A 13948-nucleotide genomic window follows, 5' to 3' on the forward strand; every position below is an offset into this window, starting at 1 on the left:
AATTATAAATCTCGAAGTCAGTTATACAATCGCTCCATCAACAGCAGAGCAGGAGAGCGGCAAATGTTTTCTGGATTCGAACATGGCATGGCCGAGGTCAACGGCACCCGGATCAACTACCTTCGCGGCGGCAGCGGCCCGGCGTTGCTGTTGCTGCACGGTCATCCGCAAACCCATGTGATCTGGCACAAGGTCGCCGAGCGCCTGGCCAGCCGCTTCACCGTCATCGCGGCCGACCTGCGCGGCTACGGCGATAGCGGCAAACCAGCCGGATTAGCGGATCACAGCAATTACTCCAAGCGCACCATGGGGCAGGATAAGATCGACCTGATGGCGCAACTGGGCTATCCGCAATTCCTGTTGATGGGGCATGACCGCGGCGGCCGGGTCGCCTATCGCATGGCGCTCGATCATCCGCGCGCCGTCAGCAAACTGGTGTTGCTGGATATCGCGCCGACCCTGGCCATGTATGAGCAGACCAGCATGGCGTTCGCCACTGCCTATTACCATTGGTTCTTCCTGATCCGGCCGGCGCCTTTTCCGGAGCTGCTGATCGGCAGCCATCCCGAGGAATACCTGCGGCACACCATAGGCGGCCGCAGCGCCGGCCTGGCGCCGTTTACCCCGCAAGCGTACGCCGAGTACCTGCGCTGCCTTAGCGATCCGGCCACCATCCACGGCATCTGCGAGGACTATCGCGCCAGCGCCAGCATCGATCTGGCGCATGAGCGCCACGATCTGGCGCGGGGCCACAAGATACAGTGCGAAACGCTAGTCTTGTGGGGCGCGCAGGGCGTCGTCGAGAAATGCTTCCAGCCTTTGCAAGAATGGCGGCATCTGGCCGGCAAGCTGAGCGGCAAGGCCCTGGCCTGCGGCCACTACATTCCTGAAGAAGCCCCCGATGCCTTGCTGGCTGAAGTTCTGCCATTTTTTACAGCCTGAGCGGCCGAGGTCAGCCCATGTCAGCGTCGCCCAGCGCGTGATCATCGATCCGCCATCGGCGCTGCAAGCCAGCAACCTGAAGCGCAACTGCCGCGATTTCGGCATCAAATTGTTCAATACCGATCACGAACAACAAGGACAGGCCCTATGGATTTTTCAGTAAGGCGGGCTGTCTATATGAGTGCCGCAAAATGGAAACCTACACGGATTTACCATAAATATTCGGTTTTCTACGCGCACCTAATCCAAAAAGATGTGTATTACTCAAGGAGAATGTCATGGCCTATGTAGATGGTTTCGTGCTGCCGCTCCCCAAAGCAAATCTGGAGTCCTACCGCGAGATGGCGGCCAAATGTGGTGCAATCTGGCGCGAGCATGGAGCGCTGGAATTCCGCGAGTGCATTGCCGAGGATGTAAAACCTGGCAAACTTACCTCGTTTCCCCAAAGCGTGAATCTTGAAGCCGATGAGACAGTTGTGTTCGCGTGGGTCGTATACGAATCGCGCGCCCACCGCGACGAAGTCAACCAGAAGGTGATGAAGGATCCACGGATGGCCGATATGATGAAGCCAGAATCCATGCCGTTTGATGGAAAGCGGATGATATATGGCGGGTTTGAGATGATTATTGATCTCTAAGCAGGCGTGATGCTAAAAGGAGGGAAACGTGAGCGTGCAGCTGAACCATACTATCGTCTGGTGCCGCGACAAGCGGGAATCGGCAACATTCTTCACGGAAGTTCTGGGCCTGCAATCCGCCACACGATTCGGGCCAATGCTGGTAGTCCATCTCAACAACGGCGTTTCACTCGACTTCTACGAGAACGATGGCAAGATTTCCTCCCAGCATTATGCCTTCTTGATAGGCGAAGACGACTTCGATCAAATCTTTGCCCGCATCCGCGATCGAGGGCTGCAGTATTGGGCGGACCCTGGCAAGCACCGCACTGGAGAAATCAACCGGAACGACGGTGGCCGCGGGGTGTATTTCGAGGACCCCGACGGTCATCTCCTTGAGGTCATTACTCGACCTTATGGGAGCGGTGGATAGGTGGAGCGCAAGGTAAGGTGGAGTGGAATGGGCTGTTGCGAGTGCTCGGAATGGGGGCCGCCCGTTTCGGTGGGCGGCACCACAAACTTCCTGTTCGATATGCGTTTATTTGTGCGAGAAATACTGGTTCAAGTTGTAGAGGAGGTCCGCAAACGGCATGCTCAATGCTCCATACACAGCGCTTGCTTCAGGGGCCGTGTTGTCGCCCAGGATTTCGACAGCCACGTTTGAATATCCGACCGGAATGACGCCGGCTTGCACCATCCGCATCACGCCGAGGTCCGACTGCTCCTTGGTGAAACTGCCGGAAGCGTCGACCACTGCGTAGGTGCTGTAGCCGTCGGCCAGCGCGGAAATTGCGGGAAACGCCAAGCAGACATCGGTCGAGATGCCGGTAATGATCAATTTCTTGCGCCCTGTTGCCTTCACCGCGGCAACCACGCGCGGGTCGTTCCAGGCGTTGACGGTCGTCCGCTCGATATGTTGGGTGCCGGGCAGGGCGTCGCGCAGTTCCGGAATCATCGGTCCCCACATTCCTTCGGTAGTGGTGGTCACGACGACCGGAATCTTGAGAGCTTGGGCGGCCTTCGCGAGGCCGACGATATTGTGCTTGAGTTGCATCGTGTCGATGTCACGAACCCCTGTGTACAGCCCCACCTGATGGTCGACAATGAGAAGTACGGCGTTGTCCCGCGTAAGGGGCTCATATTCCGTGAATTTCATGATTCGTTCTCCTATAGAGTGGTTAAGAATGGCGGTTCCGCCATGTAGGTAATATAGGAGGCTTGAGCGTTCCGAACAATCGGGGGCAGCGCAACGAATCGTTCCAGACAATTCTTAAAAATGCAGGGTTGCCCTGTGGCGTAGAACGGCAGCGTTGCGTACACTAGCCGCGCTATCATTTTATTTCTTCTGAACCATGACCATCGCCATCACCATCAACGAAGATCTTCGTGCCTACATCGACCCGTTGACCGAAGAGGAATTCGCTGCGCTGGAACGCAGCCTGCTGTCCGAAGGGTGCCGCGACGCGCTGGTGTTGTGGGGCGATCTTCTGGTGGACGGACACAACCGCTACGGTATCTGCCAGAAGCACAAGATCCCTTTCAACACCATGCGGAATCAGACCTTCCAATCCATGGACGATGTGCACCTGTGGATGATCGATAATCACCTTGGGCGGCGTAGCGTATCGGATTTTCAACGCGGCGTGCTGGCGCTACGCAAGAAAGAGATCGTGGCGGCACGGGTGGCGCAGACGCAAGCCGAGCGCTCGTCCGCAGAGCCGGCGGGAGCTGATGTCTCCGTCCCGTCCGAGGGCGATCCGCCGTGGACCAGGCAGGCCGTTGCGCGTGCCGCGAGGGTGAGCAGCGCGACCTTAGGGCAAATCGAGAAAATCCAGAAGACGGCTGCGCCTGAACTGGTCGGCGCCGTAAAGTCGGGCGTCATTTCTATCAATGCTGCGGCAGCGGTTGCTTCCTTGCCTAGCGAGCAGCAGATAGCCGCTGTCGCCGGCGGCAGGAAGGAACTGCGCCAGGCGGCAAGGCAGGTGCGTGAGGCCCGGCTGCCGCCCAAGCCCGAACTGGATCCGCCGCCAAGCGACGCCACGCCCGATCAGATAGAAATTCACCGTTTGACGCAATTAGTCGCTGAACTCACCGAAGAGCGCGATCAATTGAAAAAGAAGGTGCAGCACTTGACCATTGCCCTTACGGAGGCGCGTAGGGAACAATCGTGATTGAAGTAAGCAATATTCAAAGCATAACCGGCGTCACGGATAGCAGAAATATCTCCTCGATTCAATTGCTTGAACGAGTCGGGATGAAATTGAAGTCAACGGATAGAACAGTGTTTCGAGGTCGGGATTGCGACGAGCATACTTACATTGTCGGGCGGCCGCTTTGAATGGGCGCAGCGCCTGAGTAGCTATGACGGATGAGCAAACGGCCGTAACGTGCTGCACGAATTTAATCAGGAAGACGTAATATGTAATCTCCGACAGGCTAAAAGAGTGGCAGATATGAAGCCGATACTTTGGCGCGTTATAGCCGTCGCCTTGGTAGTTGCTGCGGCAGTGAGTTCTTATGTTGAGTATCAATGCGGGGCAGTCCGTAACGATGACACTTCTGCTCATTGGAACAGACCGGATTGATGGGGCGACCTGGCAAAGCCTGCGAGGATTCGGTGGAATACCTCGCCGGCGCCATGCTCGGAGCGGTCTTCGACGGGCTCCAGAGGAGAAGTATGATGGGCACAATCAATCTGACGTGCACTGTAGTTACAGATCCCGACTCTTTCGTGGCGTTCCAGTATTACGTAAAAGCTGGAGAGGTATTTGACGCCAAGGCTTACGCGAACGCCTATAAACTGAATCGCAACGACCTCGATGCCGACGACGTGCGCGCCACGCAAGATGCCGCTGCAAAGCTTGGCGCCGGAGAATGCCTGATGGTTTCGCATTCGATTGCCGCTTAGCGATGAAACCGAAGCCCAGTCACTTTCGGCAGCGCACGCATTGCTAGTGGCGTTTAAGAGGCGCAGTATAGATGCTGCAAGATTCAATTTGCTTTGGTGCTGTGTCGAATTCAACGAATCCTTCTTTACCACGAGGCGCTCCGTATGAAGAGCGCGATTTGAGAAAGGAGTAGTGCAATGAAACATGCCATCACTTACGCTGCAATCGGTGCTCTGTCGCTCATCGTAGCAACTGGAACCGCCGCGGCGGGCGGCCTCGGCAGGGCAGCTCCGCACCCGGCCACAACATCGACTGCGACTGCGACGACGACCACAGTAAAGCCGGCTGCCACCGTAACCAAACAGACGGGGCAACCTAACCAATCTTGCGGCAGTGCGACAGCCCCCAATACACCGGGCAACGCGGCGACGGCGCCAGGATCTGCGTTCAATCCAGACGGCCAGGCCGGATCGGTTTACGCTGGGCAACAGCCACAGAATTCACGGAATCCCACAAGCGTCGCCCAGTACGACGTCGCGTGCTCTAAACAACCTTCCAGATAAGCGCAATGCCGAGTCGGAAAGAGCCTGCGACTGGCGTAGGCTCTTTCGTGGATTGTGTGCCGGCAATTCCAGGATCTATTTCACGTACTCGTATAAAGGCTTGTCTTTATCGACGACATGAACGGTGAACAGCTTGAGCGACTTGTTTCCGACAACCTTGAAGCCGGCATGCGGGACGTCCCGCAGATTCAAAATAGGTGTTCCGGTTTCCAGCATCGCAGCTTCCTTGCCAGGGACTTGAATCATTGTTCCCTGAAGCACGTAGCCCGATTCGACGCCATGATGCAAATGTTTCGGAGCTTCTTCTCCGGGCTTGATTTCGATGATGGAGCTGATGACTTCCATGCCGGGCGCTCCAGTCAAATCCGCGCGCTTCAATTCTGTTCGCGCTGTCGAGTCTTGGGCGTACCCATGGACTGGTAGCGCCAAAAGGGCGGCTGCAAGCAGCAATGCCGGTCGAATTGCACTCATCATGTTTCTCCTCTATGTCTGATTGTCAGGACAAGGTAGACGATTGCGTCCGCAAGTCAAGGGTTGGCGTCGTTTATCGCCATGAGCTCGATCAATAACGCTTGCATGCTGCGCCAGTGCGTCCCTTCCCAGAACACACGTTGACAGAGATCGCATGTGCTGAAGCGCTCAAAACGGGCGCGCACCTTCGGCGGCAACTGTTGTTCCACCAGTGCTTTGTCGACGCTCCGCAAAGGCGCGTTGCAATGCAGGCATAGCGTGAAAGGCCGCGCGCTGCGCGCCAGATCCAGGCGGTTGAAGATTTCCTTCAGCTGCTGTGTCGACTTGAGCGCGTGCACATAGCATCCATGCGAGATGATGCGGCGTTTGAGGAGTTCGCGGTCGCGAGTAAGCACGATCCGGCCCTCCTTTTCTGCGATGGCGGCGATCGCGCTGTCGAGGAAATTATTGTCGTAGAGGGTGTCGAAACCAGCCATGCGCAGCAAATGGGCCAGGCCGCCCAGATGGGCGTCGGCAATGAAGCGAGTGGTACGCAGCGGCTGGTCGCGCACGCGCAGCAGCGGGGTGATATCAAGCGCCTCGAACTTGGGATAGACGGCAACCCGGTCGCCATCCTGCAGCAACCGGTCGAAGCCGACAGTCTCGCCGTTGACCAGCACCAGTTCGACCTCGGTGTGCGGCACCCCAAGCGCCTCGATCATGTGCTTGGTGGTGGCAGCACGCGCGGACACGGCATCGAACGCGCGCTTGCGCCGTTCGGCGGGCAGGAAAGTGTTCAATTCCTCGTAGAAACGAAATGTTGCGGTAACCATATCGGGCTTCCATTGCTACCCATGCAAATACAGCTTAAAAGCATATCTTACTGCTCTGCGGACTGAGGCAAGGACTCCTCGATTTTTACAGTTCTGGAAAACCTCGCTCACGTTTTCACTGGTGCGCATTCAGCAATATGGCTCATCGTGTTGTCGCCATATGTGCGAATCACCTTGGAAATGATGACTTGGTAGCCGTCCAGCCATTCTGAGTAACGCCGCTTTGCTTCAATGTGATTTGGATGTGCGATCAATTGTTGCAGGCCGAGTTCTGATTCCCAGTAATACACGTTGGCAATCCGTCCGGTTTTTGGATCTTCCCAAGCGTCTTCCCCGATGTAACCGGTGCTTTCCTTGGCAGCCTTCGCAATTAGTCCGTCCAGCCGGTGAAACTCGTCGTCAAATTGCTTGGTCCCAAAGATAGACGTTGCAGAGTACATGGCATCCCTTTAATTGATACATCTGATTCAGATCGTGTCTAACAGCCCGAGCGAAACTGCTGAGTCCGGACTTCTTCACGTCTTATGTGCAGCCGTTGCATCTCATCATGTCGAGATTTCCATTTTGCAATATTTAAGCACAGTTTTAGCTGGCGTGCAGTTTTGATAAGAACTACATGGCAGGATGCTGCCGGCCGCTTGATTTGTTGCTTAAGAGTACGCAATCACTGCAATTTGGCTACACTGTCAGGCCAACGGCAAACGCGCCGCGAACATGCAACACAATAATCAGAATCGGCAATGGTTTTACGTTAAGCGTCCCGAAGGAGATGCTGGCCATCGTGGCGCCGTGGGTGAAGAGTGGCGGGAAATTACAATTCAGAATTAAATCGTGGCAATATTTCAAGGGGAAAATATGCTTGTCGTTACTACAGAAAACGTCTCAGGTTACCGGGTCAAGGAAGTCAAGGGCCAGGTGTTTGGGCTGGTGGTGCGCAGCCGCGGTCTGGCGGGTAATATCATGGCTGGTTTGCGTTCGATTATCGGCGGTGAAATCACCGAATATACGCAGTTGCTGGAGGAAGCACGCCGCCATGCAGTGGACCGCATGGTCAAGAACGCGCATAGCATGGGTGCTAATGCAGTCGTGATGATGCGTTTCGATTCATCGGAAATGGGGCAGACCATGAGCGAAATCGTGGCGTATGGCACGGCAGTGGTGCTTGAGCCGGTTGCGGCCTGATCATGCTGCGCCTGGCGCTGCTTGGTTTTGCGATTCTGCTGACGCTGATCGGTCTCGGCTGCATCATTGCCGGCGCTGCCGGTGCCGTGCCGTTCACTGCCTGGGGGCTGTTTTTGCTCATCGCGGTGTTGCTGGAGCGCTGGCGGTATGTGCATGCTCCCAAACCGGATGACGGCCCATGGCAGGAAACCGGAGAGCGCTTTGTGGATCCGGAATCGGGCCGCGTGATGAGCGTCTGGTACTGCCCGGAAAGCGGTGAGCGGCGCTATCTTCCTATTACCGAAAACGATAATCTAGTTCCTTAGCTCCTTATTTACATCGTAGACAACAAAGACATGACACAGATATTAGGTCCCGGCTTCAAGCTGGTAGATGAAATCGACGCGTCGCAACTGGCGCAAGTTGGCGACTTTGGCAGCAGAACCAGCCCCTTGCTGGTGAAAGGGGCGATGCGTAACTGGCCGGCGCAGCAGAACTGGTCTTTTGAAAAGCTTGCAGAGCTACGTAACAAGGACGGTTCGGAACCGACCAGGAAATTCCAGAATGGCCTGGTGGAGCAAGGTGAAACCCAGGAGCGGCCATTGCTGCCGATTGCGCCGTATCTGCGTGAGCTGGCAGCGTTGGCGACCGAGCCGGTCAGCGATGAGGCGGGCTTGCTGCCGAACCGGCGTCGCCTGCAATTGCAGCCGGGCGAGGAGTTCCATCTCAACTGGGCGCACATGCAATCGTTTACGCCGCACCGTAATTACCTGGCGCAGTGGAGCATCCTGGAAGATTTTCCGCAGCTGCGCAGCGATTTCGATATCCGCAGTCTGTGGCCGGGCTGGCGCTGGACCTGGGAATCGGTATTCATGGGGCCGGCCAATACCCACACCGGGTTGCATCGCGACGTCCCCAATAACTGGTTTTGCCAGGCGCGCGGGGTTAAGGAGTTCGTCATGTTCCCGCCATCGGAAGAGGGCTACATGAAGCCGTCTAAAAAATATGACTGGGGCGCTACCCTGAGCTCGATCAACATTGCGCGTTTTAACGAACACCCGGAACAGTTGCGCGCACTGGAGCAAGCCAAGGGCTTGTATGTGCGGGTCGAGCAGGGCGACGCTTTATTCATACCGAAGCGGACCTGGCATGCGGTGGTTTCGCTGGCGCCGTCCATCAGCCTGGCGGTATTCGGCCTGACCGCCAAGGAGATACTGCTCAGCGGCGTGCCGACGGCGACCAAGGACCTGCTGCACAATATGCATCTGTATCGCTGGGGGCACTGCATTTGCCACAAGCATCTGGCGTAAATCGGCTGTAAATGCGCTGCCGTAAGTGCGCTAGCCGGCCGCTTTCTTTTGTACTTGCTCCAGGCGGTCATACAACGCCTGTGCAGGTGCAAGATAGGCAAGGGCACGAGGTGCTTTCTGTTCCTCGGAAAATTCCTGATCCGGATACTTCGCATGAAAGCGTGAGCGGATTTCCATCTCTGCAGTTTCCGCTTCAGCTTGAATGCAAATCTCGGTTTCAGCCCCGAGGATAGAACCGAGAATATCCGGCGCGTGGGCGAGGTCGCCGCATTGTTTGCCGATGCCGGCCTGATCTGTATTACGGCTTTCATTTCCCCCTATCGCGCCGATCGCGCGCGTGCCCGGCAATCCTGCGGCGAGGCATTTCATGAAATCCATATCTCTGCCGATCTGGCGACCTGTGAATCGCGGGATCCCAAGGGCTTATACAAAAAAGCACGGTCCGGCGAATTGCGGGAATTTACCGGTATCAGCGCACCCTATGAAATACCCGAGCAGCCGCAACTTGTCGTCGATACCGCCCAGGAAGGTATGGCGACGAGCGTCAAGAAGCTGATGGAGTACGTGCAGCGCCATGTGCCGCTCGACAGAAAGTGAGCTTCTCAGCTGCTGATTCAAAGCCGTTGTTGGCAAGCTGCCAAGCGTAAATCTTAAAAATCCGCTTGCTGGTAAGCACTGGATAAATGTACAGTTACGCGTCGCTGCCATTTATCCGCCATGTCAAGCTCAGTCACCACTGCCGCCACCACCGATAGCCCCATATCCGACGCTGTCGCCGACGCCGCCGCCAGCGATCCCTTTGCCGGGCTCAATGCCCAGCAGCGCAGCGCGGTAGAACACGATAGCGGCCTGGCGCCGCAAGCCGTGCGGCCCTTGCTGATCATCGCCGGCGCCGGTTCCGGCAAGACCAATACGCTGGCGCACCGGGTGGCGCGTTTAGTCATCAATGGCGCCGATCCGCAACGCATCATGCTATTGAGTTTTTCGCGGCGCGCGGCGCAGGAAATGGAGCGGCGCGCCGGCCAGGTGCTGAGCCGCGTTCTGAAAACCCAGGGCCGGGCGGGCGGCCTGCAGATCACCAGCCTGCCTTGGGCCGGCACTTTCCACAGCATAGGCGCCAGGCTGTTGCGCGAATACGCTGGCCGCATCGGCCTGGAACCGTCGTTCACCATCCATGACCGGGGCGACTCTGAAGACATGCTGGGGCTGGTGCGCCATGAACTGGGCTTCAGCAACAGCCACAAACGCTTCCCGATGAAGGGTACCTGCCTGGCGATTTATTCGCGGGTAGTCAACAGCCAGGATTCGCTTGCTGCAGTTTTGCAGAGCATCTTCCCCTGGTGCGCCGAGTGGGAGCAGCAATTGAATGCCCTGTTCGCCGCCTATGTCGACGCCAAGCAAGCGCAAAACGTACTGGACTACGACGACCTGTTGCTGTTCTGGGCTGAACTGGCGGCCGACGCCGAGCTGGGTGTCGAAGTGGGGGCGCGTTTCGATTACATCCTGGTCGACGAGTATCAAGACACCAATCGCTTGCAGGCTGCGATCCTCACCGGCATGAAACCGGACGGCCGAGGCGTGTGCGTGGTGGGCGACGACGCCCAGGCGATCTACTCCTTTCGCGGCGCCACGGTGCGCAATATTCTGGACTTTCCGCAGCAATTCAGCCAGGCCGCCACGGTGGTGACCCTGGACCGTAATTACCGTTCTACCCAAGCTATCCTGGATGCTTCCAACGCCGTCATTTCTGCGGCGCTTGAACGTTATGCAAAGAACTTGTGGACCGACCGCAGCGGCGCCGGCAAACCGCAGCTGGTGGTGATCTCGGACGAGGCGCAGCAGGCGCAATGGGTGTTGAATAAAGTCCTGGAGCATCGGGAGGGTGGCCTGGCGCTGAAATCGCAGGCGGTGCTGTTTCGCGCCGCCAGCCATAGTGCCGCGCTTGAGCTGGAATTGGTGCGACGGAATATTCCCTACGTGAAGTTCGGCGGCTTGAAATTTCTGGAGGCCTCGCACGTCAAGGATTTGTTAGCGATCCTGCGCTTTGCGCAAAACCCGAGCGGGCGTCTGGCCGGTTTTCGGTCGGTGCAGCTGATTGCTGGCATCGGGCCGGCGACGGCGGCAAAAATTCTCGACAGCATCAGCGCCGCCGCCGATCCGCTGGCCGCCATCGAAGCATTTCAAGCACCATCCAGCGTGGCTGCCGCCTGGTCTGATTTTGTGGCGCTGTACCGTGCTTTGCGTGCGGAGCCGGTGTGGCCAGCCGATATCGAGCTGGCGCGCGACTGGTATCAGCCGCAGCTGGAACGGCTGCATGAAGACGCCGAAGTGCGCGCCCAGGATATAACCCAACTGGCGCAGCTGGCGGGCGCTTACGGTTCACGCGAACGCTTCCTGACCGAGATCACGCTGGATCCGCCGCAAGCTACCAGCGACCGCTCCGGCCCGCCGTTGCGCGATGAGGATTATCTGATTCTCTCCACTATCCATTCCAGCAAAGGCCAGGAATGGCAATCGGTGCATCTGTTGAATGTGGTGGATGGCTGCATCCCCTCCGATTTGAGCACCGGCAGCAATGGCGATATCGAGGAGGAGCGGCGCTTGCTGTACGTTGCCATGACGCGCGCCAGGCAACATCTGCATCTGGTAGTGCCGCAACGTTTCTACATCAAGCAGCAAAGCGCCGGCGGCGATCGCCATGTGTACGCCAACCGTACCCGCTTCATTACCAATGCCATGCTGACGCATTTTGAGCAAAGCGTCTGGTCCAGCGCCGAGCAGGCCGAGCAGCGCACAGCGATGCCTGACAGCGTCAGGATGCTGGTGCGGGAACGGGCGCGCAAGGCCTGGAGCAAGGTCGCTTAAGAGAGTCTCAGCGACCCAGGATTGCTTGCAACTCGATACTCAAGCGTTCAGCCGAAGACTGAGCAAGTCTTCCAGCCCGATGCGGCGGAACATTTCGCTGCGCACCCGATTGGCGACACCGTTGACGATCTCGCAACCGTCTTGTGAAGGATCGATGTGGGTGCGCAACGGGCGGCTGCCGAAGGGCATGCCGATCACCACGTCGAGCCGGCCGCAGTCGGCAATGATCCTGGCGATGCCGGCATCGACCGAATCACCGGCGGCAGCGTCAAGCTCAACGGTGCGCAGATCGACGCCGTGTTCGGCAGCATAACGCGCAACTTCGGCGACATTTGTTTCATGATGTTTTCCTTTTGTTGATATCGAAAAATGAAATCAGATGATGCCGCCGTTGGCGCGCAAGACCTGGCCGTTGATCCAGCTGCCATCGGCGCCGGCCAGGAAGGCGACAGTGGCGGCGATATCTTGCGGCTGGCCGAGGCGCTCAAGCGGCGCCAGCTTGGACAGGCGCTCGACCAGTTCTTGCGGTTTACCGTTGAGGAACAGATCGGTGGCGGTTGGCCCTGGAGCAACGGCATTGACCGTGATGTTTTTACCGCGCAACTCCTTGGCAAGAACGCTGGTCATTGCTTCCACCGCAGCCTTGGTGGCGGCATACACGCCGTAAGTCGGTTGCAGCATGCCGACCACGCTCGACGAAAAATTGATAATGCGGCCGCCATGGCGCAGCCGTTTAGCAGCTTCGCGCAGTGTGTTGAAGCTGCCTTTGAGATTGATGGCGATCTGGCGGTCGAAGCCGGCGTCATCGGTTTCAGCGATAGGTGCATTGACCATGATGCCGGCGTTGTTGACCAGTACGTCCACACCGCCGAATGCCCGTTCTGCCGCATCGAACAGGGCGCGTACCGCTGCCGGATCGCTGACATCGGCCTGTACCGCCAGAGCCCGGCCGCCTTGTTGCACCAGCTGTCGGGCCAGGGTTTCGGCGGGTGCGGCGCTGCCGAAATAATTGACGATCACGGCGAAACCGTCGTCGGCGAGGCGTTGCGCTACTGCTGCACCGATGCCGCGTGACGATCCGGTGACGATCCGGTGACGATGGCTATTTTTGCGTTATTCATTTGAAGCTCCTTGACGTTGATTGAGTGCTGCTGAATGGTGAGGAGTGTTGCTGAGTGTTGCTTTAGCCACCCTCGCATTCCTGGATATCAGTTTGTCGGGCAGTGAGTACATCATGGCAGTTTGTTCTTAATGGATAAATGGGAATAAATTGCCGACACTATTCAATATTTGCCAACAATATTGGTGAGGCGGACGATCAGTCGATCAATCAGGCGGGAGGAGCGCGCAGATTCCCTTAGGGATTGCGTGGCTGCAAAACGAGGGGGGGAGGGGAAGGCTTTGGTCGGGCAACTTTGGTATGGTAAATTCGTTTACCCACTCTCAGGAGCCAAGCCATGTCCAGTCGCACGCTGAATCTTGACGACACTCTCTACGATTATCTGCTAACGCATTCGCTGCGCGAACATCCTGCGCAAACCGCGTTACGTGCGGCAACCGCCAAGCATGCGCGCGGCACCATGCAGATATCCCCCGAACAGGGGCAATTCATGGGATTGCTGATGCGCCTGATGGGCGCGCGCAATACGATTGAAATCGGTGTATTCACCGGTTACAGCGCGCTGGCTGTGGCGCTTGCATTGCCAGAGGACGGCCGCATTCTGGCCTGCGATATCAGCGAGGAGTACACCCGTATTGCACACCCTTATTGGGAAGCTGCCGGAGTCGCGCACAAGATCGATTTGCAACTGGCGCCAGCGCTGGCGACACTCGACGCCCGCCTTGCCGCCGGCGCCGCAGGGCACTACGATTTTGCCTTTATCGATGCCGACAAGACTGGTTACGATGCCTACTATGAGCGCTGCCTGCAGCTGTTGCGTCCGGGCGGCCTGATTGCCATCGACAACGTATTGTGGAGCGGCAGCGTCGCCGCCGTCGCTGAAGACGCCGACACCGCAGCGCTGCAAGAACTCAACCTCAAATTACACAAAGACCAGCGCATCGACCTGTCCATGCTGCCGGTCGGCGACGGCCTGACGCTGGCGCGCAAGCGCTGATCATACCGTTCGTGATCGCGTCGCATCGATCTCGGCGGCTTGCCGTCGAAGCCAAAGCGGGTCAGTGCTTAGACACTCGTATATTGAGCATGCCGCATCGACATCGGATAATCAGGATGTAGAGGCGGTCGGGCAGAGTGATGCCGATTAGACTGAGTGCGGTTGAGCACGTGGGTCAGATAGGTGCCTTTGCCTGTTTCAT

General features: G+C 57.5%; 20 protein-coding genes. 13 read left to right on the forward strand and 7 right to left on the reverse strand.

Annotated features, from left to right (window positions below; translation table 11 throughout):
• Nucleotides 1-63: 63 nt before the first annotated feature.
• The 4 genes from KHU33_RS19025 (at nt 64) to KHU33_RS19040 (ending at nt 1992) form a co-directional block, all read left to right on the forward strand.
• On the forward strand, nt 64-942 hold the full coding sequence (locus tag KHU33_RS19025) for an alpha/beta fold hydrolase (RefSeq protein ID WP_211465779.1): 879 nt from the start codon (nt 64-66) through the stop codon (nt 940-942).
• A complete protein-coding gene (locus KHU33_RS19030; RefSeq protein ID WP_211465806.1) occupies nt 902-1105 on the forward strand; it encodes a hypothetical protein in 204 nt (67 codons plus the stop codon). Before KHU33_RS19025 ends, KHU33_RS19030 begins: the two co-directional genes overlap by 41 nt.
• 115 nt (nt 1106-1220) lie before the next feature.
• The gene (locus KHU33_RS19035) at nt 1221-1580 is read left to right on the forward strand and encodes a DUF1428 domain-containing protein (RefSeq protein ID WP_211465780.1); all 360 of its coding nucleotides are present in this window, start codon (nt 1221-1223) and stop codon (nt 1578-1580) included.
• A gap of 28 nt (nt 1581-1608) precedes the next feature.
• On the forward strand, nt 1609-1992 hold the full coding sequence (locus KHU33_RS19040; RefSeq protein ID WP_211465781.1) for a VOC family protein: 384 nt from the start codon (nt 1609-1611) through the stop codon (nt 1990-1992).
• Nucleotides 1993-2097: 105 nt separating this feature from the next.
• Here KHU33_RS19040 and KHU33_RS19045 read toward each other — a convergent pair whose 3' ends face one another.
• Complete coding sequence (locus KHU33_RS19045) at nt 2098-2715, reverse strand: hydrolase (protein ID WP_211465782.1); 618 nt, start codon at nt 2713-2715, stop codon at nt 2098-2100.
• Between the two features lie 196 nt (nt 2716-2911).
• On the opposite strand from KHU33_RS19045, the gene KHU33_RS19050 reads away from it, so the two are divergent.
• Together KHU33_RS19050 and KHU33_RS19055 are read left to right on the forward strand one after the other, a co-directional pair.
• Complete coding sequence (locus KHU33_RS19050) at nt 2912-3730, forward strand: ParB N-terminal domain-containing protein (RefSeq protein ID WP_211465783.1); 819 nt, start codon at nt 2912-2914, stop codon at nt 3728-3730.
• A gap of 506 nt (nt 3731-4236) precedes the next feature.
• Nucleotides 4237-4467 carry a hypothetical protein gene (locus tag KHU33_RS19055; protein WP_211465784.1) on the forward strand — a complete coding sequence of 77 codons (231 nt, stop codon included), beginning with the start codon at nt 4237-4239 and terminating at the stop codon, nt 4465-4467.
• Between the two features lie 618 nt (nt 4468-5085).
• Here KHU33_RS19055 and KHU33_RS19060 read toward each other — a convergent pair.
• The 3 genes from KHU33_RS19060 to KHU33_RS19070 all read right to left on the reverse strand — a co-directional run bounded on the left by KHU33_RS19060 (nt 5086) and on the right by KHU33_RS19070 (nt 6733).
• Entirely contained in the window at nt 5086-5484 is a 399-nt protein-coding gene (locus KHU33_RS19060) for a cupin domain-containing protein (RefSeq protein WP_230414396.1), read from the reverse strand.
• Nucleotides 5485-5537: 53 nt separating this feature from the next.
• The gene (locus KHU33_RS19065; protein ID WP_211465785.1) at nt 5538-6293 is read right to left on the reverse strand and encodes a Mut7-C RNAse domain-containing protein; all 756 of its coding nucleotides are present in this window, start codon (nt 6291-6293) and stop codon (nt 5538-5540) included.
• A gap of 107 nt (nt 6294-6400) precedes the next feature.
• Nucleotides 6401-6733, reverse strand: coding sequence for an antibiotic biosynthesis monooxygenase family protein (locus KHU33_RS19070; RefSeq protein ID WP_211465786.1), 333 nt, complete (start codon nt 6731-6733; stop codon nt 6401-6403).
• 415 nt (nt 6734-7148) lie between these two features.
• Here KHU33_RS19070 and KHU33_RS19075 point away from each other — a divergent pair, with 415 nt between their 5' ends.
• The 3 genes from KHU33_RS19075 to KHU33_RS19085 are packed head-to-tail and all read left to right on the forward strand — an operon-like array spanning nt 7149 to nt 8764.
• The gene (locus KHU33_RS19075; protein ID WP_211465787.1) at nt 7149-7475 is read left to right on the forward strand and encodes a YbjQ family protein; all 327 of its coding nucleotides are present in this window, start codon (nt 7149-7151) and stop codon (nt 7473-7475) included.
• A gap of 2 nt (nt 7476-7477) precedes the next feature.
• Nucleotides 7478-7780 (forward strand): hypothetical protein, encoded by a 303-nt coding sequence (locus KHU33_RS19080; RefSeq protein ID WP_211465788.1) that lies wholly within the window; start codon nt 7478-7480, stop codon nt 7778-7780.
• A 30-nt stretch (nt 7781-7810) separates the two neighbouring features.
• Nucleotides 7811-8764, forward strand: coding sequence for a cupin-like domain-containing protein (locus tag KHU33_RS19085; protein ID WP_211465789.1), 954 nt, complete (start codon nt 7811-7813; stop codon nt 8762-8764).
• Nucleotides 8765-8794: 30 nt separating this feature from the next.
• On the opposite strand, the gene KHU33_RS19090 is transcribed toward KHU33_RS19085, so the two are convergent.
• A complete protein-coding gene (locus KHU33_RS19090; RefSeq protein ID WP_211465790.1) occupies nt 8795-8941 on the reverse strand; it encodes a hypothetical protein in 147 nt (48 codons plus the stop codon).
• Between the two features lie 21 nt (nt 8942-8962).
• On the opposite strand from KHU33_RS19090, the gene cysC reads away from it, so the two are divergent.
• Both cysC and KHU33_RS19100 read left to right on the forward strand, forming a co-directional pair.
• Nucleotides 8963-9361, forward strand: coding sequence for an adenylyl-sulfate kinase (gene cysC, locus KHU33_RS19095; protein ID WP_211465791.1), 399 nt, complete (start codon nt 8963-8965; stop codon nt 9359-9361).
• Between the two features lie 120 nt (nt 9362-9481).
• Nucleotides 9482-11629, forward strand: coding sequence for an ATP-dependent helicase (locus KHU33_RS19100; RefSeq protein ID WP_211465792.1), 2148 nt, complete (start codon nt 9482-9484; stop codon nt 11627-11629).
• A gap of 39 nt (nt 11630-11668) precedes the next feature.
• On the opposite strand, the gene KHU33_RS26695 is transcribed toward KHU33_RS19100, so the two are convergent.
• Nucleotides 11669-11797 (reverse strand): hypothetical protein, encoded by a 129-nt coding sequence (locus KHU33_RS26695; RefSeq protein ID WP_268907134.1) that lies wholly within the window; start codon nt 11795-11797, stop codon nt 11669-11671.
• On the opposite strand from KHU33_RS26695, the gene KHU33_RS19105 reads away from it, so the two are divergent.
• Nucleotides 11786-11989: a hypothetical protein gene (locus KHU33_RS19105; RefSeq protein WP_211465793.1), complete on the forward strand. Its 204-nt coding sequence runs from the start codon at nt 11786-11788 to the stop codon at nt 11987-11989. The genes KHU33_RS26695 and KHU33_RS19105 overlap by 12 nt on opposite strands.
• A gap of 15 nt (nt 11990-12004) precedes the next feature.
• Here the strand turns inward: KHU33_RS19105 and KHU33_RS19110 are convergent, their stop codons facing one another.
• Nucleotides 12005-12718 carry an SDR family oxidoreductase gene (locus KHU33_RS19110; protein ID WP_211465804.1) on the reverse strand — a complete coding sequence of 238 codons (714 nt, stop codon included), beginning with the start codon at nt 12716-12718 and terminating at the stop codon, nt 12005-12007.
• Nucleotides 12719-13086: 368 nt separating this feature from the next.
• Between KHU33_RS19110 and KHU33_RS19115 the strand changes: the two genes are divergently transcribed.
• Nucleotides 13087-13746, forward strand: a complete 660-nt coding sequence (locus KHU33_RS19115; RefSeq protein ID WP_211465794.1) for a class I SAM-dependent methyltransferase — start codon at nt 13087-13089, stop codon at nt 13744-13746.
• The last annotated feature ends 202 nt before the right edge of the window (nt 13747-13948 follow it).

The sequence above is a fragment of the Collimonas silvisoli genome (assembly GCF_018305005.1).
GTDB classification, from domain to species: Bacteria; Pseudomonadota; Gammaproteobacteria; order Burkholderiales; family Burkholderiaceae_D; genus Collimonas; species Collimonas silvisoli.

Excerpts from the sequence above, each read along its gene's own strand:
- KHU33_RS19045 (WP_211465782.1), bottom strand. The coding sequence starts at position 2,715 with ATGAAATTCACGGAATATGAGCCCCTTACGCGGGACAACGCCGTACTT.
- KHU33_RS19080 (WP_211465788.1), top strand. The coding sequence starts at position 7,478 with ATGCTGCGCCTGGCGCTGCTTGGTTTTGCGATTCTGCTGACGCTGATC.
- KHU33_RS19025 (WP_211465779.1), top strand. The coding sequence starts at position 64 with ATGTTTTCTGGATTCGAACATGGCATGGCCGAGGTCAACGGCACCCGG.
- KHU33_RS19050 (WP_211465783.1), top strand. The coding sequence starts at position 2,912 with ATGACCATCGCCATCACCATCAACGAAGATCTTCGTGCCTACATCGAC.
- KHU33_RS19030 (WP_211465806.1), top strand. The coding sequence starts at position 902 with ATGCCTTGCTGGCTGAAGTTCTGCCATTTTTTACAGCCTGAGCGGCCG.
- KHU33_RS19065 (WP_211465785.1), bottom strand. The coding sequence starts at position 6,293 with ATGGTTACCGCAACATTTCGTTTCTACGAGGAATTGAACACTTTCCTG.
- KHU33_RS19085 (WP_211465789.1), top strand. The coding sequence starts at position 7,811 with ATGACACAGATATTAGGTCCCGGCTTCAAGCTGGTAGATGAAATCGAC.
- KHU33_RS19055 (WP_211465784.1), top strand. The coding sequence starts at position 4,237 with ATGATGGGCACAATCAATCTGACGTGCACTGTAGTTACAGATCCCGAC.
- KHU33_RS19090 (WP_211465790.1), bottom strand. The coding sequence starts at position 8,941 with ATGGAAATCCGCTCACGCTTTCATGCGAAGTATCCGGATCAGGAATTT.
- KHU33_RS19075 (WP_211465787.1), top strand. The coding sequence starts at position 7,149 with ATGCTTGTCGTTACTACAGAAAACGTCTCAGGTTACCGGGTCAAGGAA.
- KHU33_RS19115 (WP_211465794.1), top strand. The coding sequence starts at position 13,087 with ATGTCCAGTCGCACGCTGAATCTTGACGACACTCTCTACGATTATCTG.
- KHU33_RS19070 (WP_211465786.1), bottom strand. The coding sequence starts at position 6,733 with ATGTACTCTGCAACGTCTATCTTTGGGACCAAGCAATTTGACGACGAG.
- KHU33_RS19100 (WP_211465792.1), top strand. The coding sequence starts at position 9,482 with ATGTCAAGCTCAGTCACCACTGCCGCCACCACCGATAGCCCCATATCC.
- KHU33_RS19060 (WP_230414396.1), bottom strand. The coding sequence starts at position 5,484 with ATGATGAGTGCAATTCGACCGGCATTGCTGCTTGCAGCCGCCCTTTTG.
- KHU33_RS19035 (WP_211465780.1), top strand. The coding sequence starts at position 1,221 with ATGGCCTATGTAGATGGTTTCGTGCTGCCGCTCCCCAAAGCAAATCTG.